This window comes from Methylocella tundrae (assembly GCF_901905185.1).
GTDB lineage: Bacteria > Pseudomonadota > Alphaproteobacteria > Rhizobiales > Beijerinckiaceae > Methylocapsa > Methylocapsa tundrae.
This window is the reverse complement of sequence record NZ_CABFMQ020000098.1, coordinates 19769-46365: the sequence shown is the minus strand read 5'-3', so window position 1 is coordinate 46365 and position 26597 is coordinate 19769. Positions and strand designations below refer to the sequence as shown.

21 protein-coding genes are annotated in these 26597 nt (G+C 60.3%); 6 read left to right on the top strand and 15 right to left on the bottom strand.

All coding sequences use genetic code 11. The annotated features are described in order from the left end of the window. Positions 1 to 33 precede the first annotated feature (33 nt). The 7 genes from MPC4_RS15205 to MPC4_RS15175 all read right to left on the bottom strand — a co-directional run bounded on the left by MPC4_RS15205 (position 34) and on the right by MPC4_RS15175 (position 9992). Entirely contained in the window at positions 34 to 2466 is a 2433-nt protein-coding gene (locus tag MPC4_RS15205) for a TonB-dependent receptor (RefSeq protein WP_244629046.1), read from the bottom strand. Positions 2467 to 2827: 361 nt separating this feature from the next. After that, positions 2828 to 3844, bottom strand: coding sequence for an alpha/beta fold hydrolase (locus tag MPC4_RS15200; protein WP_174513255.1), 1017 nt, complete (start codon positions 3842 to 3844; stop codon positions 2828 to 2830). Positions 3845 to 4143: 299 nt separating this feature from the next. After that, entirely contained in the window at positions 4144 to 5619 is a 1476-nt protein-coding gene (locus MPC4_RS15195) for a DEAD/DEAH box helicase (protein WP_174513254.1), read from the bottom strand. Between the two features lie 354 nt (positions 5620 to 5973). Continuing rightward, positions 5974 to 6807, bottom strand: coding sequence for an FTR1 family iron permease (locus MPC4_RS15190; RefSeq protein WP_174513253.1), 834 nt, complete (start codon positions 6805 to 6807; stop codon positions 5974 to 5976). Between the two features lie 207 nt (positions 6808 to 7014). Then, positions 7015 to 8070: a S1C family serine protease gene (locus MPC4_RS15185; RefSeq protein ID WP_174513252.1), complete on the bottom strand. Its 1056-nt coding sequence runs from the start codon at positions 8068 to 8070 to the stop codon at positions 7015 to 7017. 69 nt (positions 8071 to 8139) lie between these two features. After that, positions 8140 to 9177, bottom strand: a complete 1038-nt coding sequence (locus MPC4_RS15180; RefSeq protein ID WP_174513251.1) for a glycosyltransferase family 4 protein — start codon at positions 9175 to 9177, stop codon at positions 8140 to 8142. Beyond that, positions 9177 to 9992: a UDP-2,3-diacylglucosamine diphosphatase gene (locus MPC4_RS15175; protein WP_244629045.1), complete on the bottom strand. Its 816-nt coding sequence runs from the start codon at positions 9990 to 9992 to the stop codon at positions 9177 to 9179. Before MPC4_RS15175 ends, MPC4_RS15180 begins: the two co-directional genes overlap by 1 nt. 294 nt (positions 9993 to 10286) lie before the next feature. Between MPC4_RS15175 and MPC4_RS15170 the strand changes: the two genes are divergently transcribed. Beyond that, positions 10287 to 10904 carry a helix-turn-helix domain-containing protein gene (locus tag MPC4_RS15170; protein ID WP_134492362.1) on the top strand — a complete coding sequence of 206 codons (618 nt, stop codon included), beginning with the start codon at positions 10287 to 10289 and terminating at the stop codon, positions 10902 to 10904. An 86-nt stretch (positions 10905 to 10990) separates the two neighbouring features. Next, entirely contained in the window at positions 10991 to 12202 is a 1212-nt protein-coding gene (locus tag MPC4_RS15165) for an MFS transporter (RefSeq protein ID WP_174513249.1), read from the top strand. 3 nt (positions 12203 to 12205) lie between these two features. On the opposite strand, the gene MPC4_RS15160 is transcribed toward MPC4_RS15165, so the two are convergent. From MPC4_RS15160 to MPC4_RS15150, 3 genes are all read right to left on the bottom strand, one after another. Beyond that, the gene (locus tag MPC4_RS15160) at positions 12206 to 15331 is read right to left on the bottom strand and encodes a multidrug efflux RND transporter permease subunit (RefSeq protein ID WP_174513248.1); all 3126 of its coding nucleotides are present in this window, start codon (positions 15329 to 15331) and stop codon (positions 12206 to 12208) included. 3 nt (positions 15332 to 15334) lie between these two features. Continuing rightward, complete coding sequence (locus MPC4_RS15155; protein ID WP_244629044.1) at positions 15335 to 16426, bottom strand: efflux RND transporter periplasmic adaptor subunit; 1092 nt, start codon at positions 16424 to 16426, stop codon at positions 15335 to 15337. A 335-nt stretch (positions 16427 to 16761) separates the two neighbouring features. Then, the gene (locus tag MPC4_RS15150; protein ID WP_174513247.1) at positions 16762 to 17643 is read right to left on the bottom strand and encodes a dienelactone hydrolase family protein; all 882 of its coding nucleotides are present in this window, start codon (positions 17641 to 17643) and stop codon (positions 16762 to 16764) included. 290 nt (positions 17644 to 17933) lie between these two features. Here MPC4_RS15150 and MPC4_RS15145 point away from each other — a divergent pair, with 290 nt between their 5' ends. Then, positions 17934 to 18686, top strand: coding sequence for a GlcG/HbpS family heme-binding protein (locus MPC4_RS15145; RefSeq protein WP_174513246.1), 753 nt, complete (start codon positions 17934 to 17936; stop codon positions 18684 to 18686). A 104-nt stretch (positions 18687 to 18790) separates the two neighbouring features. Here the strand turns inward: MPC4_RS15145 and MPC4_RS15140 are convergent, their stop codons facing one another. Next, on the bottom strand, positions 18791 to 18985 hold the full coding sequence (locus MPC4_RS15140) for a CsbD family protein (protein WP_174513245.1): 195 nt from the start codon (positions 18983 to 18985) through the stop codon (positions 18791 to 18793). Positions 18986 to 19124: 139 nt separating this feature from the next. Between MPC4_RS15140 and MPC4_RS15135 the strand changes: the two genes are divergently transcribed. Both MPC4_RS15135 and MPC4_RS15130 read left to right on the top strand, forming a co-directional pair. Then, positions 19125 to 19928, top strand: coding sequence for an ABC transporter permease (locus tag MPC4_RS15135; protein ID WP_174513244.1), 804 nt, complete (start codon positions 19125 to 19127; stop codon positions 19926 to 19928). Beyond that, a complete protein-coding gene (locus MPC4_RS15130; RefSeq protein WP_134488136.1) occupies positions 19918 to 20670 on the top strand; it encodes an ABC transporter ATP-binding protein in 753 nt (250 codons plus the stop codon). The genes MPC4_RS15135 and MPC4_RS15130 overlap by 11 nt, the downstream gene beginning before the upstream one ends. A gap of 184 nt (positions 20671 to 20854) precedes the next feature. Here MPC4_RS15130 and MPC4_RS15125 read toward each other — a convergent pair whose 3' ends face one another. The 3 genes from MPC4_RS15125 to MPC4_RS15115 all read right to left on the bottom strand — a co-directional run bounded on the left by MPC4_RS15125 (position 20855) and on the right by MPC4_RS15115 (position 23865). Further along, the gene (locus MPC4_RS15125; protein WP_174513243.1) at positions 20855 to 22000 is read right to left on the bottom strand and encodes an LptF/LptG family permease; all 1146 of its coding nucleotides are present in this window, start codon (positions 21998 to 22000) and stop codon (positions 20855 to 20857) included. Positions 22001 to 22017: 17 nt separating this feature from the next. Then, positions 22018 to 22923: a hypothetical protein gene (locus MPC4_RS15120; RefSeq protein ID WP_174513242.1), complete on the bottom strand. Its 906-nt coding sequence runs from the start codon at positions 22921 to 22923 to the stop codon at positions 22018 to 22020. Positions 22924 to 23034: 111 nt separating this feature from the next. Next, positions 23035 to 23865 (bottom strand): sulfotransferase domain-containing protein, encoded by an 831-nt coding sequence (locus MPC4_RS15115; protein WP_174513241.1) that lies wholly within the window; start codon positions 23863 to 23865, stop codon positions 23035 to 23037. A 349-nt stretch (positions 23866 to 24214) separates the two neighbouring features. Here MPC4_RS15115 and MPC4_RS15110 point away from each other — a divergent pair, with 349 nt between their 5' ends. Further along, on the top strand, positions 24215 to 25486 hold the full coding sequence (locus MPC4_RS15110) for a glycosyltransferase (RefSeq protein ID WP_244629043.1): 1272 nt from the start codon (positions 24215 to 24217) through the stop codon (positions 25484 to 25486). Positions 25487 to 25576: 90 nt separating this feature from the next. Here the strand turns inward: MPC4_RS15110 and MPC4_RS15105 are convergent, their stop codons facing one another. Then, positions 25577 to 26353, bottom strand: coding sequence for an FkbM family methyltransferase (locus MPC4_RS15105; RefSeq protein WP_174513240.1), 777 nt, complete (start codon positions 26351 to 26353; stop codon positions 25577 to 25579). Positions 26354 to 26597: the final 244 nt, after the last annotated feature.

Sequence of the window (26597 nt, the reverse complement as noted above, 5' to 3'; positions counted from 1 at the left end):
GAGGAGAGTCTCGCTTCGGGTCGCCGAAGCAAGCTAGAAAGTGACCTTGACGCCGCCATAGAGCGAGAGGGGCGTCATGGGCGTCTGATTGCGCGGATCGGTCAAAGCCGTGCCATTGGCGATCTGGGCGTTCGTTGTCGTATCGAAAAATGAGCCGTAGGTAGCGTTGCGGTTGTTGAATAGATTATTGACCAGCCCGAAGATCTGAATGTTGTCGGTGAGCTGGTAGGACGCGTGAATATTCGCCGTCCAGTAGAGCGGAAGCTGCGGATTTAGGTTTGAATTGTCGCCGATATAATATTGGCTGCCGACGATCAAAATATCCGTCCCTGCTTTGAACTTTGGCGTGAAGGCATATTCGCCGCCGAACTTCACCGTCTGCCGCGGAATGCCGGGGATATGATCGCCGGGAGTCACCAGCACATTGCCGTTGGCGTCGGCGTAAGGGTTGAAGGGAGACGCCAGCTCGCCGGTGAAGCGGTAGGTCGCGTCGGTGAAGGCGTAGTTCACATAGGCCATGAGATCGCCATTGTGATATTCGAGCCCGGCCTCGACGCCCTGGTGCAGGGTCGCGGGCACATTGGCGTAATAGCCGTGGCCGGTGATGGTGCTGGATAGAGAGATGATGTCGTTTGTGTTTTCGGTGTGGAAGTAGCCTGCCTTCCAGTTGATCCGTCCATCGCCGAATATGTTGTTCGAGGCGCCGCGCAGACCTGCTTCGATCGTGTGCGAGACGACTTGCTGCAGGGGCGGGTCCGAGACGAGAGAATTCTCCAGCAAGCAAGGATTGAGCTTGTTGGCGCAATCAAGCTCCAGCGGGGTCGGGGCGCGGTTGGCTTCCGAATAGCCGCCATAGGCGGAAATCCAGGGCTGGATCTGATAAGTGATCCCGACGACCGGATTGATGCGATCGAAATTATTGGAGCTGTTCAGCTCCGAATTGTAGCCGCCGCTGGCGTCCTGCGTGTCAATATTGGCGATATTGAGCCGGGCGCCCGCCGTCACCGCGAGATCCGGCGTGACGTTGAAGGTATCGAGCGCGAAGACGCCGTAATAGGTCGTCGTGCCCGTCAGCCACGTCGGCACATAGCCAATATCGCCCGCCGTTTGGAGGACTGACCCTGAGCCCGCAAACAGCCCGGTCGGGTAGACGACGAGGTTTGGCTGAATGGCCCCGAGAGTGCTGTTGGAGCTGAAACTGAAAGAGCCGCGGTCGACGCTGCCGCCGAAGACAAAATAATTGTCGTGGCCGAAGAATTTATCTTTGTTTGTCGCCTGCAGGGTCGTGCCGGCCGTCGTCGAATGGGTGACGGTACGGTCGATCGTCCCGTAGACCGTGGTCGGCGAGAAAGGGATCGGATTGCCGTTCTTATCGTGGAGAACGAAAGCGGCGCCGTTTGTTTCCGATGGGAAATTATCGCTCGCGAGGCAGAGAAAGCCCGAAAATCCGGCCGGATCTGCGTTATCGGCGCAATCCTGAAGATCGGAGTCGTTGCCGTCCGTATGCTTTTGCTGGAACGTGCGGAGGTAGAAATTGCTGCCGATCTGCCAGTTCTTGTTGATGTCGAACTTGCCCGTGAAAGCGATCGAGCCGGCGTCGTTCTGCGTCGATTGCGGCGAGGTGAAGACGCTGGAAAGGCTTTGGCTCAAGAGGTTGACCGGCGTTGGTCCAATAACCCCGAGGTTCGATGTCGCGCCCGAGGCGATGAGGTGAATTTCGGCGTCCTGCGTGCGGTAGCCGAGATCGCCATAGACGCGCGCAAGCGTCGACGGTGAGAAATAGCGCCAGCCGCCGTCATGCGCCGCGTCGGCGGTGACATAGAGGCTGAAATTGTCGACCTGCTTGCCATATTGGAAATAGCCGGAGACGCGGCCATAAGAGCCGCCGAGAATCTGCGCCTCAAATCCCTGCCAGTTGAAGCCGTTCTTCATCTCGATGCTGATGGCGCCGCCGAGGGCGTTGAGGCCGAAGATCGGATTGGCGGTGAAGATGTCCGTGCGGGCGATGGCCTGCGGCGGGATCAGATCCCAATTGACTGTGTCGCCGAACGCCTCATTGACGCGCATGCCGTTCTGGTAAACGGCAAGGCCTTGCGGCGTGCCCTGCAGCGGCGAGGCCTGAAAACCGCGATAATAGAGATCCTGTGAAAATGGGTTGCCGTTGACGTCGATAACTGTGACGCCCGGCACGCGCTGCTGCAGCGCATCCGTGACGTTGGGAGATCTGGTGCGCGCGAAATCATCGGGCGTCACCGTCTGCACCATGCTTGGGAAGCTGTTGCGTTCTTCGCCTGTTCCGCCAGACAGCGGCGAGGTCGAAATGACGTCGACCTCAGGCAGCGCGACGACATTCGGATCAGCGGGCGCGGCAGCCGTCGGGCTCTGCGCCAAAGCGCTGGTAAAAGCCAAAGGCGTCAGCCCGGCCGCTAAAAACAATATTTTGGATAAACCGAATTTCCCCAGCACTCTTCCCCTCCCGATCGCTGACGCCTTTGGCCGTCAACAAGTTTCGCGAGAGAGTAGTTTCAGGTTCTGTCTGGAACAAGCATTTTGCGAGGCGAATCCGTACAAAACGCCAAGTCTGTTGCGTAATTACTTCACATCAGCCCTATCTTCGGAAGAATTCTTTTCAAGTATAGAAAAATCCATGAAGTAAAAGACCATTCTGGCGCCCGGCATGAATAAGACTTGGCGCCGCCGTGGCAAAAAGCCGAGGGCTGGCAGGGTCAAGGAGCCGCGCGAGGGCGCCTTGAGCCGATCTTCGCGCGAATAAACGCGCATCAAAGGCGTCATTGGCCTCGCGGCGGCGCGCCCGGAGCCGGTGGCGTCAGCTCGCCAGCAATTCGCGCAGAGCCGCGTCCAGCGTCTTGACGTCGGCCGGGCTCGTCCCTGGGCCCCCGGCGAAATGTCCCCAAATGGAATCGATGACCCGCAGCTCGGCGTTCGGCATATGGGCGACCTCGAAGGCGTTGTCTTCCGGGGGAAAATAGAGATCGGTTTTCGACGGCATGATAAACGCCTTCGATTTGATAGCGGCGAGCGCCTTGGGAAAATCGCCGTTGAACACCTCATTGTTGCTGATGTCGCCATTCTGCCAGGTCCAGAGCATCGTCAGCAGGTTGTTGGCGTCTCGGGGCAGGAAGATCCCCTCCCAGAATCCGACGAGGAAATCCTCCAGCGAGGCATAGCCCATCGCCTTGATGTCGAGTTCTTCGCGATAGAATGCTTGCGAGAAGCCCCAGCCGGCATAGACGCGCGCCATCGCGCGCAGGCCCTTGGTCGGCGGCGACCTGTACCAGCCGTCCTGAAATGCGGCGTCCGCCGTCAAAGCCGCCTTCACGCCTTCAAGGAACACGAAATTGTGGCGCGAGCATTTAGCCGATCCCGCGAAGGGAAGAATGCGCTTCACCATATCGGGGTAAAGCGCGCCCCAATGATACGTCTGTAAAGCGCCCATCGACCAGCCGGTGACGAGTTCGAGGCTCTCGATGCCGAACTTTTCCGTCACCAGCCGGTATTGTTGCCGCACATTGTCATAGGCGGTGACATTCGGAAATCGCGCCTGATTATAGGGTTCCGGCGCGTTGCTCGGCGAGGTCGACAGCCCATTGCCAAACATATTTGGAACGATGACAAAATATTTGCGAGGGTCGAGCGCCATTCCTTCCCCGATCAGCCACTCGTTTTCATAGTGCTGGCCGGAATACCAGGTCGGGTAGACAATAGCGTTGTCTTTTTTGGCGTTCAGCGCGCCATAGGTCTTATACGCGAGCTTGGCGCCGCGCAGCGTTTTCTTGCTTTGCAGAACAACGTCGCCAAGTTCGAAGATCTCATAATCTGTCATCTCTACCTCTGGAATATGTTTGGGCCACCGGTCACCGTGGCAGAGACTGGTCCGGGCGAACCATCGCCGTGATGAGGCGCGCGGCTCAGCGCGCCCCGGCCAGCATATGGACGCGGCTGCGCTTCGACATACGTGTTGCTACGTATGTCGAAAGATTGCGCCCGGCGCGCTGACGCCGCCGGAGCCGCGAATTGATTCTTAAGGGAAAGCGACGCCGATCCGCCGCCGGGCGCGGCGGGTTGGATATGCGCAGGGCTGCGGAGGACTGGCGTGTTGAAGCGACGCCCGCGTCGAGAGGGTCAGCCGACGCTGGTCGATTCGTCTTCGTCCGCGGCGACGGTCTTTCCAGGCTTCAGCTTGACCGGGCGCAGCATGAACATGGGCACATGGTCGCCCATGCCGACGACGGGGGCGTCATCGTCCGCGTGATGCCGACCGCGCTCGCGGCTGGGCGCCGCCGCCCGCGGCTGCGGCTCGGGGGCCGGCCGCTCTTCCACGTGCTGGCGCTGGGGTTCGCTCTTTTCCCTGCGTCGCGATTTTTGCGGAACGTCGGCATCCGCGCGCGGGCGCTCGCCGCGCGAGGAGCCGCCGCGCCTCGAGCCGCGCTCGTGATGCGGCGCTTCGGCCTCGCCTTCATCAGTCAGCTCGGAGAGCGCCTCGCCACTGAGCCAGTCAATCTTGCGGGCGATCAGCTTTTCGATCTCGGCAAGATATTTTTGATCGGCCTTGGTGATGATCGAAATGGCGACGCCGCTCTTGCCGGCGCGTCCGGTCCGGCCGATGCGGTGGACATAATCTTCCGCATGGGTCGGAAGATCGAAATTGAAAACGTGGCTGACGTCGGGAATATCGAGACCGCGCGCGGCGACGTCGGAGCACACGAGGAGTGCGACTTCGCCAGACTTGAAGGCGTCGAGCGAGGCGGTGCGCGCACGCTGATCCAGGTCGCCGTGCAGTGCGCCGGCGTTGAATCCGTGCTTTTGCAAGGACTTATGCAGCAAAGCCACGTCGCGCTTGCGGTTGCAGAAAATGATGGCGTTCTTGAAGTCGGCGGCGCCGCGAAGAAGGCGGCGCAGGGTTTCGCGCTTCGCTGGCCCCGGCGCCGAGGCGACGAGCCCCTGCGTGATGGTCGTGGCGGTGGAAGCGGCGCGCGCCACCTCGATCCGCACCGGATTGTGCAGAAAGGTCTCGGTCAGGCGGGTGATTTCCGGCGGCATGGTGGCGGAAAAGAACAAGGTCTGCCGCGTGAAGGGCACAAGTTTGCAGATACGCTCGATGTCCGGGATGAAACCCATGTCGAGCATGCGGTCGGCTTCGTCGATGACGAGGATCTCGATTGCGGTAAGCAGCAGCTTGCCGCGCTCGGCGAAGTCGAGCAGGCGACCAGGCGTTGCGATCAGCACGTCGGCGCCGCGCATGATCTTGGTTTCCTGATCGCCAAAGGAGACGCCGCCGATCAGCAGCGCGACATTGATCTTGTGATTGACGCCATAGCGCGCGAAACTCTCTTCGACTTGCGCGGCGAGCTCACGGGTTGGCTCGAGAATAAGGGTGCGCGGCATTCTCGCCCTGGCGCGGCCCTGCTCCAGCCGCGACAGCATCGGCAAAGTGAATGCGGCGGTCTTGCCCGTGCCTGTCTGCGCAATGCCGAGCACGTCGCGTCCGGCGAGCGCGTAGGGGATGGCCTGGGCTTGAATCGGCGTCGGCGTCGTATAGCCTGAAGCTTCGACCGCTTGCAGCACTTTCTCGCTGAGACCGAGTTCGTTGAATGTCATTCTGTTCCTGAAATGGGCGTTGATGCTGGATATTATCCGGTTGAGGCTGCAAACCCGCCAGCAAGAGGGAGAGCCTTAGGCTGTCAGGCGATGAATTTCGTCTTGGCCGCCGGGACTTATAGACTGAAGCGTGGGGGCGCGCAGGGCCGAACGGCGGATTAAGCCTGACGCGGCTGCGCGACACGACAAGAATTCAGGCGTTGTCTTGAGAACACTCTTGCCTGAAATCTCTGCCCGAAGCAACGAAATTAGACGCGCGCGCCTCTACGCCCGGCGCAATCAATCGGATCGCGCGATAAAAAAGCCGGCGGCTCTTCTCCGGGGGCCGCCGGACCCGCGCCGGCGCCCGCGTCGTCAGTTGACGGCCAGCCTCGGGTTTTGTTTCACGGATGGCGCCGTCAGTTTCATCAGGCCGAATATGACGAGAAGCGTCCCGACATAGGCGAGCCCCTGCAATTGCGTCGGCCGATCCGTATAGCCGAGAAGCGTGTGGAGCACGCGGCCGGGAATGCTGCTGTCGGACAGGAACGCCGACGTATTCCAGAGCGTCCGTCCAAGACCCGTTGCAATGTCGGCCTGCTCAAGAAAGGCGATGCATTGCGCGGCCATGCCAGCGGCCATGAACGCAATGAGGAGGCTCGTCACCCGGAAAAGATAGCGCACAGGTATGATGACAAGGCCGGTATAGGTCAGCATGCAGACGCTAACGCCCAAAAACACGCCCAAGGCGCCTCCGGCAAAGAGGCTCAAACCTGAATCATGGGTTGAGATCACAACACCATAGAGGAACAGAACAACCTCGGAGCCTTCGCGTAGCACCGCGACGGCGATAACCACCGCCAGGGCCATCAGCGAGCGCGATCCGTTGCTGACCTCGCTGCCGACGCGGCGCAGCTCTGCGCTGAGTTCGCGCCCGTGCCGGGCCATCCAGACGTTGTGCCAGGTCAGCATGATTACGGCGATGGCGAGGATCGAAGCGTTGAAGAGTTCCTGCCCGACGCCTTCGAAGGCGTTTGAAAGGACGCCCGCGAAAACCGCGACGAGGCCGGCGCCGAAAAGGCCGGCGGCAAGGCCGCCCCAGATGAAAGGAAGGCGTCCAGGCATGGTTTTCGTGACGGCGAGCACGATGCCGACGATGAGTCCGGCTTCAACCACCTCGCGCAGAACAATGATAAGAGCCCCAATCACGCCGAACTCCCTCGCGCCGACTCCGCGGCGATACCGAGCTCCTCCGCAAAAAGCGCGCCGCTCGTCAGCGTTGTTCCGGCTCTACACCAGAACCGATGGCCGATCAATCGAAGCCGCGTTTTTTAGAATGATTACAATGGGCTGCCTGCTTCGACAGCGAGCCGGGCAAAAGCCGGCCCGCGTCGAATTGTCCCAGCGCGCAATATTTCATTTGGGCCTCGCGCCGCTGTCGCGCTCGCGCAGCGCAACCCAGAATCTGCGCCTGTCCGACCGGCGAAGTATATCGAGCGGCACCACGCGGTCGATCAGATCGGCGCCAAGCAAGCGTACGAGGTCGCCGGCGCCAGACACGGGATTGCCGTCGACGGCGAGCAGAATATCGCCGCTGAGAAGGCCCGCATGATCCGCCGGACTTTGCGGCTCGACCGAACTGACGACAGCGCCCTGCGTCTGCTGGAGCCCGAGCCGGAGCGCGATTCGCCGCGGCAGAGCGACCGTTCCGGCGCCGACGCCGAGATAGGCGCGGCGCACGCGGCCATGCGCGACAAGTTTGCCGAGGACGAAGCGCGCCGTATTCGCCGCCACGGCGAAGCAGATGCCCTGCGCGCCGGCGATGATCGCCGTGTTGACGCCGATGACGTCGCCATTGGAGGCGACGAGCGGCCCGCCCGAATTGCCGGGATTGAGCGCTGCGTCGGTCTGGATCACATCGTCGATCATGCGGCCATTATTCGAGCGCAACGAACGGCCGAGCGCCGATATGACGCCGGCGGTGACGGTCGAATCGAAGCCGAGCGGATTGCCGATGGCGATGGCGATTTCGCCGGGCCTCAATCTCTTGGAATCGCCAAGCCTTGCGGCGGGAAGAGTCGTGTTTTCGTCGATCCGCACCAGGGCGAGGTCCGTGTCCGGGTCATCGCCAAGGACGCGGCCGGAGAGCGAGCGCCCGTCGAGGGTCGAGACGTCCGCGCGGCGGGCCCCCTGGACAACATGGCTATTGGTCAGAATGAGGCCGTCCGGCGAGACGATGACGCCAGAGCCGGAGCCGCCTCTTCGCCCGTCGCCGCGCCTGATGTCGAGACGCACGACGCTCGGACCCACCTGTTCGACGATGCGCGTCACGCTCTTCGAATAGGCGTCGAGAAGGAAGCCGTCGTCCGCAGCGCCGAGCGCTTCGGAGCGCAGGCGCGCGCCAGCCTCGGAGGGCTCATCCGAAAAGCCAGCCTCGGTTTCATCGAGAATAAAGGAAGGAAAAGACTCCATGTGCGAAAATCCTTGAGTGTTCGCACAATATGGGACGGGATTTTCGTGTGTTAAGAGCCGATGAGGGTTCTAAAAGCCGGGGCTGGCGATGAGGCGCGTGGCACTCGTCGATTTGGCCAGAAGGATATTGTCCAGAAACTGGCGCGCGCTATTGGCCCAGGTGAAGGTCAGCGCATGGGCGCGCGCCTTCTCGCGCGGGATATCGAGCGCCCTGAGGCAGGCGCCGCGCAAATCCTCGTCGAGGATGCCGGCGCCGCTGTCGCCGATGACGTCGAGCGGGCCGGCGACGGGCAGGGCGGCGACGGGCAGCCCGCAGGACAGCGCCTCGAGCAGCACCATGCCGAAGGTGTCCGTGCGGCTCGGAAACACGAAAACATCCGATGACGCATAATGGACGGCGAGGGCGTCGCTGGTCTTCGCCCCAACGAAATGGGCGTCGGGATAGGCGCTCTCCAGGGCCCGGCGCGAGGGACCGTCGCCGACGATGACTTTCGATCCCGGCAGATCGAGCGCAAGAAAGCTCTCGACGTTCTTCTCCGGCGCGAGGCGCCCGGCATAGAGAAAGATCGGGCGCGGCAGATCCAGCTTCAAAGCTTTGGCCGGGGTGAACTGGCTATGATCGACGCCGCGCGACCAATGCATGAGACGCTCAAAGCCGCGGCTTTGGAGGTCGCTGGCGATCGAGGCCGTCGACACCATGACGCCCGAGCCGGCGTTATGGAAGCGGCGCAGCACAGCGTAGGTGATCGCCTCCGGAAGACGGGTGCGGGCGGCGATGTATTCGGGAAAACGGGTATGATAGCTCGTCGTGAAGGGGCGATTGCCTTGCAGGCAGTAGCGCCGTGCGGCATATCCGACAGGGCCTTCGGTCGCAATATGAATGTGGTCGATCGGCGCGCCGTCGAGCCTTTTGCGGATCGCCCTCGCGCTCGCAAAAGCGAGCTTGATCTCGCTATAGGTCGGCAGCGGGATCGAGGCAAACCCTTGCGGCGTCAAGAATTCGATTTCCGCGCCGAATTCGCGTAGCGCCTTCGCCACCGATTCGAGCGAGCGGACGACGCCGTTGACCTGTGGCTTCCAGGCGTCGGTTGCAATCAGAATGCGCATCAGGCGACTGCCTTGGGAGCGGTTCGCGGCGGGGCGGAGGCCGCGGCCGCGTTTCGCTCCTCGGCCGTGCTCTGCCAGCGCAAGATCTCGAGGCGTCCGTCGGCGTGTTCCGCAATGGCGGTGCAGGACTCCACGAAATCACCCGTATTGACATACATGATTCCGTCCATCTCGCGGATTGCGGCGTGATGAATATGCCCACAAACCACGCCGTCAGCTTGATGGCGCCGCGCCGCGTCGGTCAAGGCCAGCTCGAAAGCGCCGATGAAGTTCACCGCGTTTTTCACCTTAAACTTGGCCCATGCTGACAGCGACCAGTAGGAAAAGCCAAGCGATCGCCGGGCTTTGTTGAGCCATAGATTGGCCCAGAGCGCGAAGTCATAAGCCCAATCGCCGAGAAGCGCCAGCCAGCGGGCGTGTTTCACGACGACGTCGAACTGGTCGCCGTGGATGATCAGCAGGCGCTTCCCGTCGGCTGTGACATGAAAGGCGTGATCGATGACCTCCACCCCGCCGAAGAAGATGCCGAGGAAATCGCGCGCGAATTCGTCATGATTGCCGGGCACGTAAACCATTTTGACGCCTTTGCGGACCTGACGCAAAAGCTTTTGTACGACGTCATTATGCGTCTGCGGCCAGTACCAGCCGCTTTTCAGCCGCCATCCGTCGATGACGTCGCCAACAAGAAAAACCGTTTCCGCCTCATTGTATTTCAGGAAGTCGAGGAGCAGATCAGCCTGGCATCCGCGCGTGCCGAGGTGAATATCGGAAAGGAACAGCGTGCGATAATGGTTCGGCTCTCGTTCGTGGTCCACCGGCGCGCTCTGGGCTATTCGATGTGGCGTTATCGACAAAGAGCAGATTCTCATAACTTTTGCATGACGGCGCCCCTCAATGAATAACGAGGCTGCTTGCGTGACGAACAAAATCGTTCGATATTCCAAACGGAATTGGCTCTTTTGCCTGACGCGAGGCCGCCGCTGTTCCTGGCGCGCGATTGCGCGGGCGCCTGACGGAGCCGCGCATTCCGCACGCCGACTGAGGAGTTTGACCTCACCAAATCCCTCAGGATCGGCTCTGCGTCAACGAACCAGATGAGCGAACTGCATATGGGCGTAGAAGGGCGCGACAAGGTCAAGGTTTTGGAGGCGGGCGCGCTCGCCTTGTCGGGCCAGCTCGGCAAAACGGTGCAGAGGCTCCGCAAAGCCTATAATCTGTCGCTGTCCGAGCTTTCCGAACAGTCGGGCGTCGCAAAATCCATCATCAGTCAGATCGAACGCAACGAGACCAACCCCACGCTCGCCACCATCTGGCGGCTGTCGCAGGCGCTCGATGTGTCGATCGAGCGCGTTCTGCAGGCGGCGGACGACGAACCCTTCCTTGAGAAATCCTCGCGCGGGGATACGCCGATTCTCGTCTCCGACGATGGCAAGTGCCGCCTGTCCATCATTGGCTGGATCAAGACCGTTGAATGGCTGCAATGGTATGAGTTTTCGGCCGATCCCGGCGGCGTGCTCGAGTCGGAGGCGCATCAGCGCGGATCCGTTGAAAGCCTTTCGATCAGCGAGGGCGAACTCGAAGTGGAGGTTTCCGGCGCAATCGAGCGTGCGAAGGCGGGCGAAACACTCCGATATCGCTGCGATCGCCCGCATATCATCCGTAACGTTTCCGCCAGACCCGCGAACGCCATGATGGTCTGCATTTTGAAGGCTGCGGCGATGGAATAATGAGGCTTTGCCTCTTCCTCATCCGTAGCGTTCATTGCGCGCGGGACAAAGACCTTGGACGATTCAAAGTTGCGGCGGACTGACATTTGACTCCGGCCAAACACGGAGAGCTGCCCGGCGAAAGCCGCGACCAGACCGCGGTTCAGCTCTCGATCATCGCCGCTCTGCTGTTTCTGCCGCTCGGACTTCATCTGCCTTATTTTCCGGTTTGGCTTTCCGCGCGCGGCCTCAGCGATGCGGAGATCGCGGCGGCGCTGGCGACGCCGATGGTTTTGCGCGTCATCGCAACACCTCTCATCGCTGCCTTTGCGGACAGGCGCGGCATCGGCGTCGCTCTCGCCGCCTGCGCCGTCAGCCTGTTCGCGGGCTATTGCGGGCTCCGCTTCGCCACGGGCTTTGGGCCAATTTTCATCGGCGCGCTGATCGTCGCGGTGGCGATGGGTTCGCTGCCGGCCCTCGCCGACGCCCTGACTCTCACGGAGATCCGGCGCGCCGAGGTTTCCGCGCGGGCGCCCATCGCCTACGGCCATATTCGGGTCTGGACCTCGATCGGCGTCCTCGCCATGATGCTTTCGTCGGGCCGGATCGTCGAGGCCTTTCCAGGCGATCGCATCATCGTCGCGCTTGCCGGGCTTTCGTTGTTTTCGGTCGGCGTCGCCGTGTTCGCCGCTCTCAGGATGAACCCGACGCATGTTTATGCGCCGGGCGAGGGCGGGCGCCTGACGGCCGACGGCGCGCGTCTGCGCCTCGCCATCGTCGGCATCGCGGCGGCGGCCCTGATCCAGTCGAGCCATGCGGAGGTCTATTCATTCGCGACCATCCATTGGCGCGAATCCGGGCTCTCGCCGGATCTCATCAGCGCCGCCTGGGCCATGGGCGTCGCGTCCGAAAGCATTCTCTTCGTCATTGCCGCGCGCTACTTCAAGAGCGACCGCAGCGCCATCACTTTTCTTCTCATTGGCGCGGGCGGAGCGGTGTTGCGCTGGACCGCCATGAGCTTCGATCCGGGGCCTGGCCTCGTCATCGCCCTGCAGGCGATGCATGGGCTGAGCTTCGGCGCGACGACCTGCGGCAGCGTGCTGCTGCTCGGGAGCCTTGCATCCTCATCACACCGCGCGCGGATGCAGGGTTGGCTCGCGGCGGCCTCCTCGCTCAGTCTTGCCGCCGCGACCTTCGTCTGTGGGCGGCTGACGGGCCTTTTTGGCGAGAGAGCCTATCTCGCCATGGCCGCCCTCGCCGGCGCTGGCGCCGCCGCGGCTCTCCTCGCTGGATGGCTGAAGCAACGATTGCCGGAGTGAGCGTTATTCGGCCGCTGAACGGTCGGCGATGCTCTGATGCCGGGCAAACAGGTCATAGTCCGAGTCGGGCCTGTCTTTTTTGTGTTTCTGATGATCCCGCGCGATCAGCGTATAGACCGCGGGCGTCACGAACAGGGTAAAGAGCGTGCCGATGCTCATGCCGGAGGCGATGACGACGCCGATTGCGAAACGGCTGCGCGCGCCCGCGCCCTCGGCGACGATGAGCGGAATCATGCCGACCACCATCGCCGCCGTGGTCATGAGAATCGGACGCAGCCGCACGGCGGCGGCGTGTTCGATCGCCTCCCTGCGGCTCATGCCTTCTTCCTGCTGCATCCGGTTGGCGAATTCGACCATCAGGATGCCATGCTTGGAGATGAGGCCGATGAGCGTCACGAGGCCGATCTGCGAATAGATATTCATGCTTGCGGCGCCGACGACGCCGAGGATGTTCAGGGGCAGCAGCGCGCCGAACATCGACGTTGGCAGGGCGATCAGGATAATCAGCGGATCGCGGAAGCTTTCGAACTGGGCCGCCAGAACGAGGAAAATGACGACGATCGCAAAGACGAAAGTCCACAGCAGCGTGTTGCCTTCCTGGACATATTGCCGGCTCTCGCCCTGATAGTCGACGGTAAAGCCGGCGGGCAGAAACTCTTTTGCCTTCTCCTGCAGGAAGGCGATGGCCTCGCCCATCGTATGGCCCGGGAAAGGCACCCCCTGGAGCGTCGCCGAGTTCAGTTGCTGAAACGTCGGCAGGCCATTTGGCTGCACGCTGGTTGAGACGCTTGCAACGGTCGCGAGCGAGACGAGGTCGCCGCCGGTGGTGCGGACCTGATAGCGGGTCAGCCATTCCGGAGTCAGCCTGAAATCGCGCGGCGCCTGCGCGATGACATGGTAGCTGCGCCCATTCATGCTGAACTGATTGACGTAATTGCCGCCGAGCAGCGTCGCCAGCGAGGAGCCGATTTCCTGCATGTTGAGGCCGAGCCGATTGGCCTTGTCGGCGTCGATCTTGAACTCGATCTGCGGCAGATCAAATTTGAGATCGCTGTCGGTGAAGATGAACAGTCCGCTTTCGCGCGCCGCGGCCTCGATTTTGGCCATGACTTCGGCGATCTGCTTATAGTCGCCGATGCTGCGCACGACGAACTGGATCGGCGGGCCGCCTGTCGATCCCGGCAGCGCGGGCGGCGAGAACGCGATCACCTGCGCGCCCGTGACCGCTGAAAGCTTGGGCTGCAGGGCGGTGAGAATTTCTTTCTGGCTGCGCTTGCGCTGCTCCCAGGGCTTGAGGATCAGACCGCCAAGACCCTGATGCACGCCAGCCGAGCCATTGATGAGAAAAAGGTGATCTTTCTCCGGGATTTGGTCGGCGGCGGTCTGAACCTGCGCGGTCGCTTTCTCCATATAGTCGAGATTGGCGTATTGCGGCGATTTGACCAGGATGAAGATCACGCCCTGATCCTCCTCGGGCGCGAGTTCCTTTGGCGTCGTTACGAACAAGAGGCCGGTCAGCACGAGCACGCCAAACAGAATTAAAATCGTCAGTGCGCGGAAATTCAGCGTCTTGTGCAGGCGGCTTTGATAGGCGGCGCGCAGCCAGTTGAAAAATCGGTCGAGCATGGCCGAAAAACCATGCGGCTTCTGCTCAGGCGCCTTGAGCAGAAGCGAGCACATCATCGGAGACAGCGTCAGCGCGATGACGCCTGATACGACGACGGAGCCAGCCAGCGTGAAGGCGAACTCGCGAAACAGCGCGCCGGTCAGTCCGGAGACGAAGCCGATCGGCGCGTAGACGCAGGCGAGCGTGATCGTCATGGAAATGACGGGGCCGGTGATTTCGCGCGCGCCCTGTAGCGCCGCTTGTTTTGGCGTCATCCCGTCTTCGATGTGACGATAGATGTTTTCGACAACGACGATGGCGTCATCGACGACGAGGCCGATGGCGAGCACCAGGGCGAGCAGCGTCAAAAGGTTGATCGAATAGCCGAGCGCCAGAAGAATGATCATCACGCCGACGAGGGAAAGCGGGATGGTGACGATCGGAATGACCGTCGCGCGGAGGCTCCCTAGGAATAGGAAAATCACCACGATGACGACGACCGCGGCTTCCGCCAGCGTCTTTTCGACTTCAAAGATCGAGGCCCGGATGAATTCCGTCGCGTCATATGCGATCGCCGCGTCGAGCCCGACGGGAAGCTGCGATTTGAGCTCGGGAAACGCCTGCCGCACGGCGTTGATGACTTGGAGAGGGTTGGCGCTGGGGGTTGGATAAATGCCGACGAAGACCGCTTTCAGGCCGTCAAACGCCGAGGAGGAATCGACGGACTCGGGTCCAAGTTCAATATCGGCGATCGCTCCCAGCCTCGTCAGGGCGTCGCCGCGCGCCGACACGACCAACTGGCCAAAGGCCTTGGCGGAATTCAGCGAAGTTTGCGCATTGATGCTGGTCTGAACGAAATCACCTTTGATCTGCCCCGCCGCGGCTGTAAAATTATTGGCCGCCAGCGCCAGTTTGACGTCGTTTGGCGTGACGCCGCGCGCCGCCATCTTGTTCGGATCGAGCCAGACGCGCATGGCGAAGGTCTGGCCGCCGAGAATTTGCGCGTTGGCGACGCCGTCGATCGTCTGCAGCTTCGGCTGTACGACGCGCGTCAGATAATCCGTGATCTGCGAAGGCGTCATGACTTTCGAATTGAAAGACATATAGAGGAGGGCCGTTGAATCCCCGGTCTGCTTCACGACGACAGGATCCAGCGCCTCGCGCGGCAGCAGATATTTGACCTGATTGACTTTCGACAGAACGTCGGCGACCGCCCGGTCCGCATTGGCGTTCAGCAGAAGATTGAGGGTGATCGTCGACGTGTTCTGTTGCGAGTCGGACACCAGAGTATCGATGCCTTCGGCGCTGGCGACGGCCTGGGCGATCGGGGTCGTGATGAAACCTTTGATGACGTCGGCGTTGGCGCCGGGATAAGAGGTGGTGATGGTGATCGTCGTCGAGGACAGTTCCGGATATTGCCGGACCTGAAGCTTGAAGCCGGCCTGCAGGCCGACCAGCAAAATCAGCAGGCTGACGACGCTGGCGAGCACCGGCCGACGAACGAAAATATCGGTGAATGACATTCTCTATTCCTTCGGCCGGACGGCCTGCGGCGTCAGTTTCGCATCTGGATCAATGCGAACGCTGGCATCCGGCGTCAGCTTCACCTGGCCCTCACTAACGATCTTCTCGCCCGGCTTGACCCCCTCAAGAATGGCGACCCGATCGCCACGCGCTTCCCCAACGCGCACGAACCGGCGCTCCAGCTTCAAAGGGACGTCGCCGCTGGCCGTCGCTGCCTGCGCGCCGCCGCTGGCCGTTGCCGCCTGCGCGCCGCCGCTCGGCGTCTCGGCGGGCACGACAGCGAAAACGCTATCGCCGTAGAGCGAATAGCTGATCGCGGTGCGCGGCAGCGTGACGACCTTTTCGGGTTCGCCGGCGTTGACGCTCACATTTGCGAACATCCCCGGCAAAAGCTGTTTGTCTTTGTTGTCGAACTGGCCGCGCACCAGAACATTGCGACTCTCTGGCGAAATGCGCGCGTCGATCGTCGCGACCTGCCCATGAAAGGTCTTGCCGGGAAAAGCGTCGACCGTGACGTCGATCGACTGTCCCGGCTTCAAAACGTCCAGCCATTTCTCCGGCACGGGAAAATCGACATAGATCGGATCCAGTTGCTGCAGGGTGATCATGCTGGTCCCTGGCGAAACATACTGCCCGAGATCGATTTTACGGATGCCAAGCCGGCCCGAAAACGGCGCGACCAGCTTCTTCTGGGCAATCACGGCGCGTATGCGCTCGACCGATGCGGCCGCGGTGTCGCGCGCCGCCTGCGCTGAATCGAAATTCGCTTTGGCGGTATTGCCTGTCGCGCTCAACTGACGCTGCCGCTCCAGAGTGAGATCGGCGTTTTTGAGGACGGCGAGATAATTCTTGAGATCCGCTTGCTCGACAAAATTGTCGATCTCGAACAAAGGCGTGCCTTTTTCGACATCCTGCGCTGACCGGACATTGACCGCGACCACGGCGCCGCCGACCTGGGGAGCGACGTCAATGCCCTGCACTGCGCGAAAGCTGCCGATCGCGGGGAGGATCGGCGTCCAGGTCTCAGCCTTCGCTTCGGCGACCGCCACGGTCAGGGGAGGGCGCCCCATCTGCGAGATGAATTGTTTGATCATCTGCGGCTTGACGATGAACTGGAAATAGCCGAGCCCAGCGCAAAGTCCGGCCAAGATCAAAAAGACTGATATAAAAGTGATGCTGCGCTTCAAGGTCAACCAGACTGGCTTGGGGTGAAACAATACGCTAAGCAACGAAAGTGTAACTGGTTCATGGCCGCCGGCGCAGAACGCCGTTTGCAAAGAGCGTTCCCGCAATCAAAGCGCAGAGTTTCAACGGCCGCAAATTGTTTTTCTACAGGATGTAGAGCGAATAACATCGCTGACAATATTAAGCATTCGTCATAATTCGTTTGTAGGACCTCTAAAATCACGTCTAGACGAAGCGGCGGCCCTCAATCGAGGACGCCATATTTTTTGAACCAGGCGGTCGCGCGCCGCCATGCGTCTTTGGCTGCCTCCTGGCGATAGCTCTCCCGATAATCGGCAAAAAAGCCATGTGGCGCGCCGGGATAGATCCTGAATTCCGCCGTCTTGCCGGCGTCTTTCAATCGGCTTTCCATCTGCCGCACCTGTTCTGGCGATATGCCCTGATCTTCCGCGCCATATAGCCCGAGCACCGGCGCTTTGACGTCTCCGGCCAGATCGAAAGCATTCTTCGGCATGAAGGCGTTCGGCGGATCCATCAGGCTCCCATAAAAGGACACCCCCGCCTTCAACGCCGGATTATGCGTGGAATAGAGCCAGACGGTGCGCCCGCCCCGGCAAAAGCCGATGATGCCGAGACGGCTCTCATCGCCGCCCTGCGCCTTCGCCCAGGCGACGGTCGCGTCGAGGTCGGCGAACAATTCCTGATCGGGCTTGCTGTTCACGAGCGGCATCAATTGCGCGAAATTCGTAATCTGCGTCAGATCGCCCTTGCGGAAATAGTAATCGGGCGCAACCGCGAAGGCGCCTAATTTGCCGAGCTGGCGCACGACGTCCTTGATGAACTCATGCAGGCCGAAAACCTCCATCGCAACGAGAATGATCGGCGGGTTGGCGACGCCTTCCGGCCTTGCGAAGTACAGCGGCATCTCGCCATCGCTCGCCTTCACGGCCGCAGCGCCCGCGATGAGGCCTTCCGCGCTGGTTTTGATCACATCGGCGCGCACAGGGCCGGTCGCCAATGTATAGCCCGCCGCGGCGGCTGTCGAAGTCGCCATGAAAGCGCGGCGGGAAACAGGTAAGGGGAGCGTCAGGCCTGCGATGTCGGACATTTTGGCGTCAGCGGGCATGGGAGTCCTCTCCGTTCTCGCCAGCCCTTTACATGAATTGCGCGCCGCCCGCTCGTTTATCTTTGGTAAGGATTCGTCGGAACGCCTCATGCCTTCCAGCCGCGATCGTCGCAGACACAGCGAGTCGCTAAGCGGATCAAAACAGATCCGTAAGAATTAATTTAAGTCAATTCTTTGTGATTGTGCTAATTGTCGCACGGGCGGACTTTGCATCAGCGACGAAGCCCCGCGCGCAAAGCCTCGCCCCTAAGCAAGTTGATTTCAACAACTTCGGCAGGAGGGAGGAACATATGAAAAAAAGAGCTTTGCTAATCGGCCTTGGAATGCTGGCGACGCAGCCCTTTGCGACCGCCGCGATGGCCGGGGATCAGTGGTCGAGCCAGTGCGACATTCCCGAAGCGGTCATCACCAAAATCCAAAGTCAGCTCAAGACCGTCGTGAATTTGCCAGATCATAATGGGGGAATTTTCGCGCCGAACCGCATGTGGTCGGCGATCGTCGATCGAAAAGGACAGTTCTGTTCGATCATCAGCATTGGCGACGCATGGCCAGGAAGCCGGGCCATCGCCATTGCCAAGGCGGAGACGGCGAACGATTTCAGCAATGATGGCCTCTCGCTCTCGACCGCCAATCTGTATGCGCCGACGCAGCCGGGCGGATCGCTCTACGGCCTCAACAACTCCAATCCTTTCAATCCTGATTATCTCGCGCAAAATTCGCTTTCGCCGAATTACCATATCGCCTCCAATAGCGACAATTGGGGCGGCGGCAATGGTCCCAAAGTGCCCGGCGGCATCATTACCTTCGGCGGAGGCGTCGCCCTCTACGTCGGCGGCAAGGTGATCGGCGGATTAGGCGTCAGCGGGGACAGTTCCTGCGCCGATCATGCCATCGCCTACCGCATGCGCAAGGCGGCAGGCTTCGATAAGATCCCATCCGGCGTCGGTCCGGGCGGAACGGACAACATCCTTTACGCGGCGGCCGGCACGACGCCGACGGGATTCCAGCATCCCCATTGCTTCCCGCAGGACATCACGCCCTAATCCACGGGCAAAAAAAAGCGCGCCTCCCTGGGGAGGCGCGCCCTTGCGCTCTGATTGTCCTGGCCCCGCGGGCGCGGCCCCAGAACGTCGCGGCGCGAAAAAGACTAGCGTTTGACGCTATCGGCGACCTTGCGGCCCGCGTCCTTGACGTCGCCCACCGATTGACGCACCGATCCTTCGGCCTTGTCAGCCTTGCCCTCAGCGACCAGCCTGTCATCGCCAGTCACCTTGCCGGCGGCTTCCTTGACGGCGCCCTTGACCTTATCGGCTGCGCCTTTGATGTGCTCTTTATCGACCATAATAGGCTCCTTTCCTCGGTTTGGACCTGAACGTCGGACCCATCTCATGGTTCCTGAGGCCGCGTTGACGAATTGACCTCAAACTGGTCTACATCCGCGGCATTGCGCAGCTCCCAGTGACAGAACCGGTTTTTGAGGAATGAACTTAGCGACGCCGTTTGAAAATGCTTGGCGCTATCAGGAATTGATCAGGGCCGTTGTGCGCCGCGAATTGGCGGTCAGGTTTCGCGGTTCGATCCTTGGCTGGCTCTGGGCGGTATTTGGACCGCTGGTCATGCTCTCCGCCTATACGGTCATTTTTTCGAGCGCCGTTGGCGTGCCCGCGTCGGCCAAGGGAGCGGGCGTCGGCGGCTATGCCTTGTCGATCTTCACCGGCTTGATCATCTTCAACCTTTTCAGCGAACTCGCCTATCGCTCGCCCGGAATGCTGCACGAGCAGGCCGCGCTCATCAAGAAGTCGATCTTTCCGAGCGAGACGCTGGCCTGGACGGCGACCATCAGGGCGTCCGTCTATGCGCTCATCAGCCTTTGCGTCCTGCTGGTTTTCAAGATCGCCGTGACGCACGGGCTGCCGCTGACGGCATTGCTCGCGCCCTTTGTCGCCGTGCCGTTCTTTCTGGCCTTGCTCGGCGTCTCATGGTTCCTGATGGCGCTCGGATCGTTCACGCGCGACGTGGCGCATCTCATGATTTCGATCGTGCCGGTGTTCATGTTCGCGACCCCGATCTTCTATTCGATCGACGATGTTCCGCCGCATTTGCGCCTTTACGTGCATTTAAATCCCATAGGCAATTATGTCGAGATGATGCGCGATCTCCTTTTGTTCGGTCGATTGCCGGGCGCGCTGCTCTATTTCGGGACGGTTGCGGGGTCGCTTTTCGTATTCTACTTCGGCTATCGTTTCTTCATGCAATACAAGGCCGTGTTCGTCGATGTCATCTGATCCCGTCATCAGCTGCAGCAATGTCGGCAAGGCGTTCCAGCTCTATCTGCGCCGGAACGACCAGCTGAAACAGGCGCTTTTTGGACGCTGGAAGCAGTTTTACCATCAGCACTGGGTGTTGAAGGACGTCAGCTTCAAGGTTCAGCAAGGCGAAACCGTCGGCATTATCGGTCGCAATGGCGCGGGCAAAACGACGCTCTTGCAGATCATTTGCGGCATCACGCGGCCGACTCAGGGCGCTGTCAAGGTGGCCGGGCGGATCGCTCCGATCCTCGCGCTCGGCTCCGGCTTCGACCACGAACTGACTGGCCGCGAGAACGCTCTGATCGGGGGCGCCATCCTTGGCGTCAAGCGCTCTGTCATCGAAGCGCGGCTCGATCAGGTCGCCGCCTTCGCCGACATCGGCGAGTTTTTCTATCAGCCCCTGAAAATGTATTCGACCGGCATGGCCGCGCGTCTGGCTTTCGCGGTCTGCGCTCACGCCGACGCCGACATTCTGATCGTCGATGAAGCTCTTTCGGTCGGAGACGCCGACTTTCAGGCCAAATGCGACGCCTACATCCATAATTTCGCCAAGCGCGGAACCATTATCGTCGTCTCGCACGATCTTGAGATGCTGTCGATGCTCTGCGACCGCATCATCTGGATCGACGATGGCGCTGTCCGTGAATTGGGCGATTCGCGCGCGGTGATCGAGGGCTACCGGCACTCCACCGACGACAAGGCGACGGCGACGCTTTAGCTGTCCGCCGGTTTCTTCAAGTCCTCAAGCAGGAAGCGCTCAGATTGACCCCGCTTTTCGCCGGTGGCGCGTCCTTCGGCCGCAGGCAACGCATGCGGGCGCAAATCGCGCGTTGTGGCCTTTAAGCCTTTATTTTAACGCGTGATGCTCGTCCGGAAAGTCCGCGACTTTTCGGCGTCAGGCTCTAGCCGCTGGCGAAGGCCGGGGCCGCGACGGGTTCCTTGACCTTCGGGAAATCCGCATTCTGCCGCCAGATCAAAAACAAGGCCGTGATGAACTCGGCGACGATCGCGAGAGCGACGACAATGACGAGGCGCGGATTCTGACGCACCAGCGATTCCGATCCGACGAGAATGGCGACGTGGATCAGCGGGATGATGAGAATCATTGATGTCGTCGCCGCGGAGCCGCGTCCGGTTGCCGCCGAAACGGTGAGCACAAGGCCGACGGCGAGCAAAGAGTGGCTCAGCGCCAGCAATGGGATGGCGCAGCGTTTGGTCGCCTCGCTCATCCATTCGGCGTAGCCGCGCGGATCCCAGGCGGCGATCGGTATGGAGGCGAAAAATTCGCCGAAGGGCAGTTCGAAAACGCCGCGCCAGTCGCGCTTCGGCAGGCCGCCGGCGCCCTGCATGTCGACAGGGATGGCGTATTGCTCGAAATTCGCGTTGCGTATTGATGAACCGCCATCGGGCAGCGTCTCGATCGAGCCATGATTGAGAACGATGACGACGCCCTGCTCGTTGCGGCGAAATTCCGCCTCATCGGCGTTGATGATCTGCTCTTCGTTCTTTTCCGTGGAGAACTGGTGGATGAACATGCCGCTGGCGACGTCGGAAGATCGCCAGCGCTGGAAATAGAGCGTCCGCGCGCCCTTGTCGAAAGTGTAGAAATGCGCCGGCTCGAGCATCCGGTGATTGAGCGAATTGCGGATGACATAAATGACGTCGTGCATCTGGCCGACGTAGGAGGGCGCGAAAAAGGATGACAGCCAGTAGCCTATGCCGACCGCCGCGCAAGCGACGACGATCGCTGGAGCGCAGAGCGACCATACCGAAAGGCGCAGTGAATATAAAACGGCGATCATGCCGTCCGACGACATGCGGCTGAATTCGAGGGCGACGGCGACTCCGACAGCCATCGGCAGAGCGAGATAGAGCACGGTCGGCAATGTCCCAAGCAGCGCCGGGACCAGCAGGCCGCCGCGCACCGCCGCCGCCGGGAGCGTCTGGAACAGGGAGGTCATGACGAGAGGAACGCAAAGCGTCGTCTCGATCAGCATCGCCGTCAGCGCAATCCGCTTGGCGAGATAAAGGGTAAGCAGCCGAGGCATCAGGTTTCCGGTCGCGGTCAGGCCTTCATGCGGGCCTGCGCCCGTTTTGCATAATCGAGCCACGCCTTGTCGAAAACACGGCGGCTTGGAAGCGAAACGGCGCCAGCCCAATGCGCGAAGAAAATGCGATTGCCGGCGCCGTCGAGGGGAAGCCCCTCCGCGTCGAAACTGACGTCCTTGGCTTTATAGAAGCTTTCGTCGGAGGCGCCGGCGACGCGTTCCGTGAGCGAAGCGATCTTGAGGCCGCGCCGATGCGTGACGAAATTGCTCAAGGGCTGGGCGAACAGCATGCCATGTTTGCGCACGTCATGAAAAATCGCCTCATCCCTTTCGATCACCTCATAGAAATGCTGAAGCGACAGAATCCTGTTCGAAGTCAGGAAGAAACCATCGTTGAACAGTCTGACGTCGCGCAGGAATTCATATTTGGCGCGCTTCTTGTTGTAGACATATTCCTCGCTGGTCGAGGCCATGATGAAGTCGGTGCTGCCGGGTTCAAGCTTGCCAAAAACTTCGCTGATGTCGCGAAAAAGGATCGTGTCGACGTCGATATAGAGAACCTCGTCGAGGGGCAGGGCGAGCGACAGAAATTTCCGCAAGCGGCGGCGATGACCCGGGAACAAGGGATAAAGCCGGCTCGCGAGCGCGTCGAGTTCGCGCGAATCCTCCGTGACAAGATGCGCGCCATAGATCTCCGCGGCGCGCTTGGTCACAGCTAGATTGTCGTCGTAAGGGATAAGATAGAGAGGCGTTTGCGCGTTGGTCGCGTAATAGCTCTCAAGAAACGGCAGCAGCCAGTCGGCAATGCGATCATTGGCGACGATGGCGACGCCCGTCGCCGCCGATCGGCCGGGCGAAAGGCTCGTCGACGTTTGCGCGGCAGCGTTGTCGATCGTCTGTTCGTCGATATGGGATTCGCGCATCAGCTCAAAATTGGTCGGGTCTGCTTGTTCAACGATGGCCCATAGCGCAATGCCGCGTTCAAGTAAAATAAGGCCGTCCCTCGCGCCGGACAGGTTTTCGTTCCAGCGTCTTCATTCCAGCGTCTCCTGGACGCATTCGGCGCTGTTCACGAGGTAGCCGAAGCGCTGCAGGGTGGATCTGGCCTGGTCCATGAAGAGCTTCAAGGCGTCAGCGGGCATTTCGTCCTTATGGCTGCCCGCCACGCCACGGCGAAAAAAGAACGGGCCGGATTCAAATGTGTGGTCGGTCCGGCCGAACCCCATTTTCGCTTCTTTATCGCGTAGCTGGCGGAAGGAACTCGCCGCCGCCACCGCGGAAAGATGGCCTACATCGCGCTGCAGGCCGGCGAATTCGCAGAAGCGCTGAAGCTGTCTGACCGGTTCGCGCAGAAGGTCTTCGTACTTGATCACGATTATTTCCGCGCCATGGGGATTCTGCGCCCAGGCGTCCACATGCTCGTTCCAATGGCAAGGGTAAAGATCCGTTTCCGGACTGACGAAATTCAGGAGATCAAGTTTTTCTCCATCGACAACCTCACGATAATGCCGGTAGGACACCATCACGTCGCGGCCGTCGCGCAAAAGATAGACCACGCGTCGATAGTCCGGACGAGGGAGCGCATGCGACTTGAAAAACATCGGCGTCGCATAGCGCCGGTAGTGCTTGTTGTAATGGACGTCGGGAACGAGTTCATGCACCAGCGCCGGCGGACTCCATCTGGGGTCGACGCCAAATGCGACGCCGGCGATCAAATTCTGGAACCAGGTATTGCCTGATTTCGGGTATCCGACGATGAAGAGGTCATCGGCGCGGCACTCGCTGATTGGCGTGAACCCCTCGGGGAGGGGATCTTGATGTCTTAAGGCTTGCAAATAGGCCCCAACTTTTCCAAAAAGCGACATGTAGCGATCGCCTCCCTTTCAATAGCCGATTTTTCTCGATGGCGGCGGCGGCTCTGGATGGCTGCGTTGGTGAAGCTGAGAAAGCCCCGCAATGTGACAGATTCATTTCTGTTTGGACAGATCCAGGTTGCCCGTCTCGCCACAACTTCCGTGAAGGCGCGAGTTGGTGGGCGTAGTCGCGGAAGGAATGCGGCATCTTCTGAAGGACATTTTGAACGTGCCGCGTCTGATCTCTTGTATTGCGTGAGATATTCTCCCGATGAGCGTGTGATATTTTCCTGCCGCCATCGTCGCTTCATGATGGATGGCATTGACGCGCGTGGATGCGCATTTGAACGGAACCGTAATCATGATGCTTCCCGGGCGCCAAGATTCGCACGGCTCGGCGGCCGTCTCCGGCAATCTGCCCATGGACGGCAAAGCCGTGCTTCTCGTGCATCCGGCCTGGCATTCCTGCGGCAGCCATCAGGTGTTTGTATCGCAGGCGCGCGCCTATCGCAGTCTTGGCGCGCGCGTCATCAGCCTCGCGATCGCCGACTCTCCTGGCGCCGTCGAAGGCTCGGGCGCGCATAAAACCTACGCCGCCGCCACGCGCGATCTTGAGGCCGACGCGCGGCTTTATTCCGGGATGCCGGTGCTTTCGGTGCTCAATCCAGCCTTCCTGGGGGCGGCAAAGCTCTGGCTACATGGAAACTTCGCGAAAATTCTCCTTGAAAGCGCCAAGCTTGCGCCAATTCCGGCGGCGCTCAGGGCGGAGCCGCGAATCGATCTCATCCATTGCAATCACTTCTTTTGCATGCCGGTGGCGATGCGCCTCAAGCAGAGACATGGCTGCGCTATTTTGCTCGACACTCATGATCTTCAGGCGCGCCAATATGCGCTGCGGAATGAAGCGGGCTGGACATTGCCGCCGCCTGCGAATTTTGAAGATATGCTCGCAGTCGAGCTTGCCGCCATGCGTGACGCAGACGTTCTTCTCCACCTGAACGATGAAGAGGCTGCAAGTTTCAAAGTTCTGCTGCCCGCCATGCGGCACGAACTGCTTTATCCCGCCGTCCCGGCTGTCGCAGCGGGGCAGGGCGGAGCCGATCTCATCATAGTCGCCAGCGCCAATTACGCCAATTTCCTCGGCGTCCTCTGGTTTCTGGAGAAGGTTTTGCCGCTTGCGCCCGGCGTCGGCGTCAAGATCGTCGGCAATATCGACGGCGCTTTTCGCACGAGGGCCCCGGCGCTGCTGAAACGCCATGCCGCCCTGTTTAAAGGGCGCGTCGCCGATCTTGACGCGGTCTATGCGAACGCCGCCGCCATCCTTCTGCCGACGACCGAAGGTCATGGCATCTCTATCAAGACCATCGAGGCGATGTCCTCCGGCGCGCCCTTGATCGCGACCCCGCACGCGTTTCGAGGCATGAATCTCGACCCGGCGCAGTTGAAGAACGTCACTCTGGCCGCGGACGCGCGGAGCTTCGCTGCGGCCTTGCTGCGGGCCGATGCGGAAAGAGGAGGAGCGCAGATCGATCAAGGCGCCTCCGACACGCGCCGGACCTATCAGGAACGATTTTCTTTTGAGGCCTATCGCTCCGCTCTCGTGAAAATCGCCGCCCCCCTCGTTCGGGGGTAAAGCGGCCGGCCGCCAGTCAGAGTTGAAGAAAATCGGCAGGCAGCGCCCGGACCGTGCAGGCCGACGAAATTGCTTGCCTCGTAATCGGCCTTACGCGCGGCCATCTTCGCCTCTGAAGGCGGTCAGAGGGAAGGAGTCATTGACCGTAAATCCAAGCTTGCGAAGCATAGCAGAAATTTCCTCCTCCTTCCGATTAGGCACTTTATGCACCTCCATCGAAATTTGCTTGATGCGGGAGGAAAGATCCTTGTCGAGAGACTCGAGTATGGAATACTCCGAACCCTCGCAATCAATTTTCAGCAGACTAATTTCGCCGTCTATATTCGAGATGATCGAGTTGATAGATCTTGACTTCACTTTAATTTGCGTGGCGCCCGAGTTTCCCCTCTGGTCGACAGAGTCCATCAGCGTGCTGAAGGCGGACTTTGGATGAACGAAAAAACTCATTTCACCATCTTTGCCGCTGACGGCCTCGTTAAAGGTGATGACGTTTCCTAATCCATTAAAATTAATATTTTGATTTAAGCGCTGATGTATTAGAGGATCAGGCTCAAAAGCAATAACTTTCCCCGTCTGGCCCACCTTTGCTGAAGCTAGCGCTGTGAAGGCGCCAAAATTCGCGCCAATATCTAATACGATGTCGCCTTTCGATAGAGATACGCCGTGCTTTAAGTAGTCTTCTTGTATTAAGTTTTCAAAAATTGTATACCACTCGCCGCATTTGGCCTTTAGCTCGAATTTAAATCCTTTACACTCGGCGACGTAGTTGTTTCGCTTTAGTCTTAGTAGGTCTAGCACGAGCGGGATAGGGTCCGAGCTTGCTCTATAGATGGACGTCACTTGTACGACTTTTGCTTTAACATCCATGAAGAATCTCCACTCCGGCAATTAACGCTGCTCTGCCATTAAATGGCTCTCGCAGTGATGGCGCGGTCGGATGGTCAGATCTTCAAAGCTAGTTCATGGTTGATCCAGGCGCTATTGCGGTCTCTACCTAGGTTTCCCAAATTCGCGATTGGAACGCCGACATGACACTAACGCGCAGCGGCATTTGGCGCTCTTCGGCTCCAGCTTGTTGTTTGGGGCGACGGTCTGGGCGTCGGCCCAATGA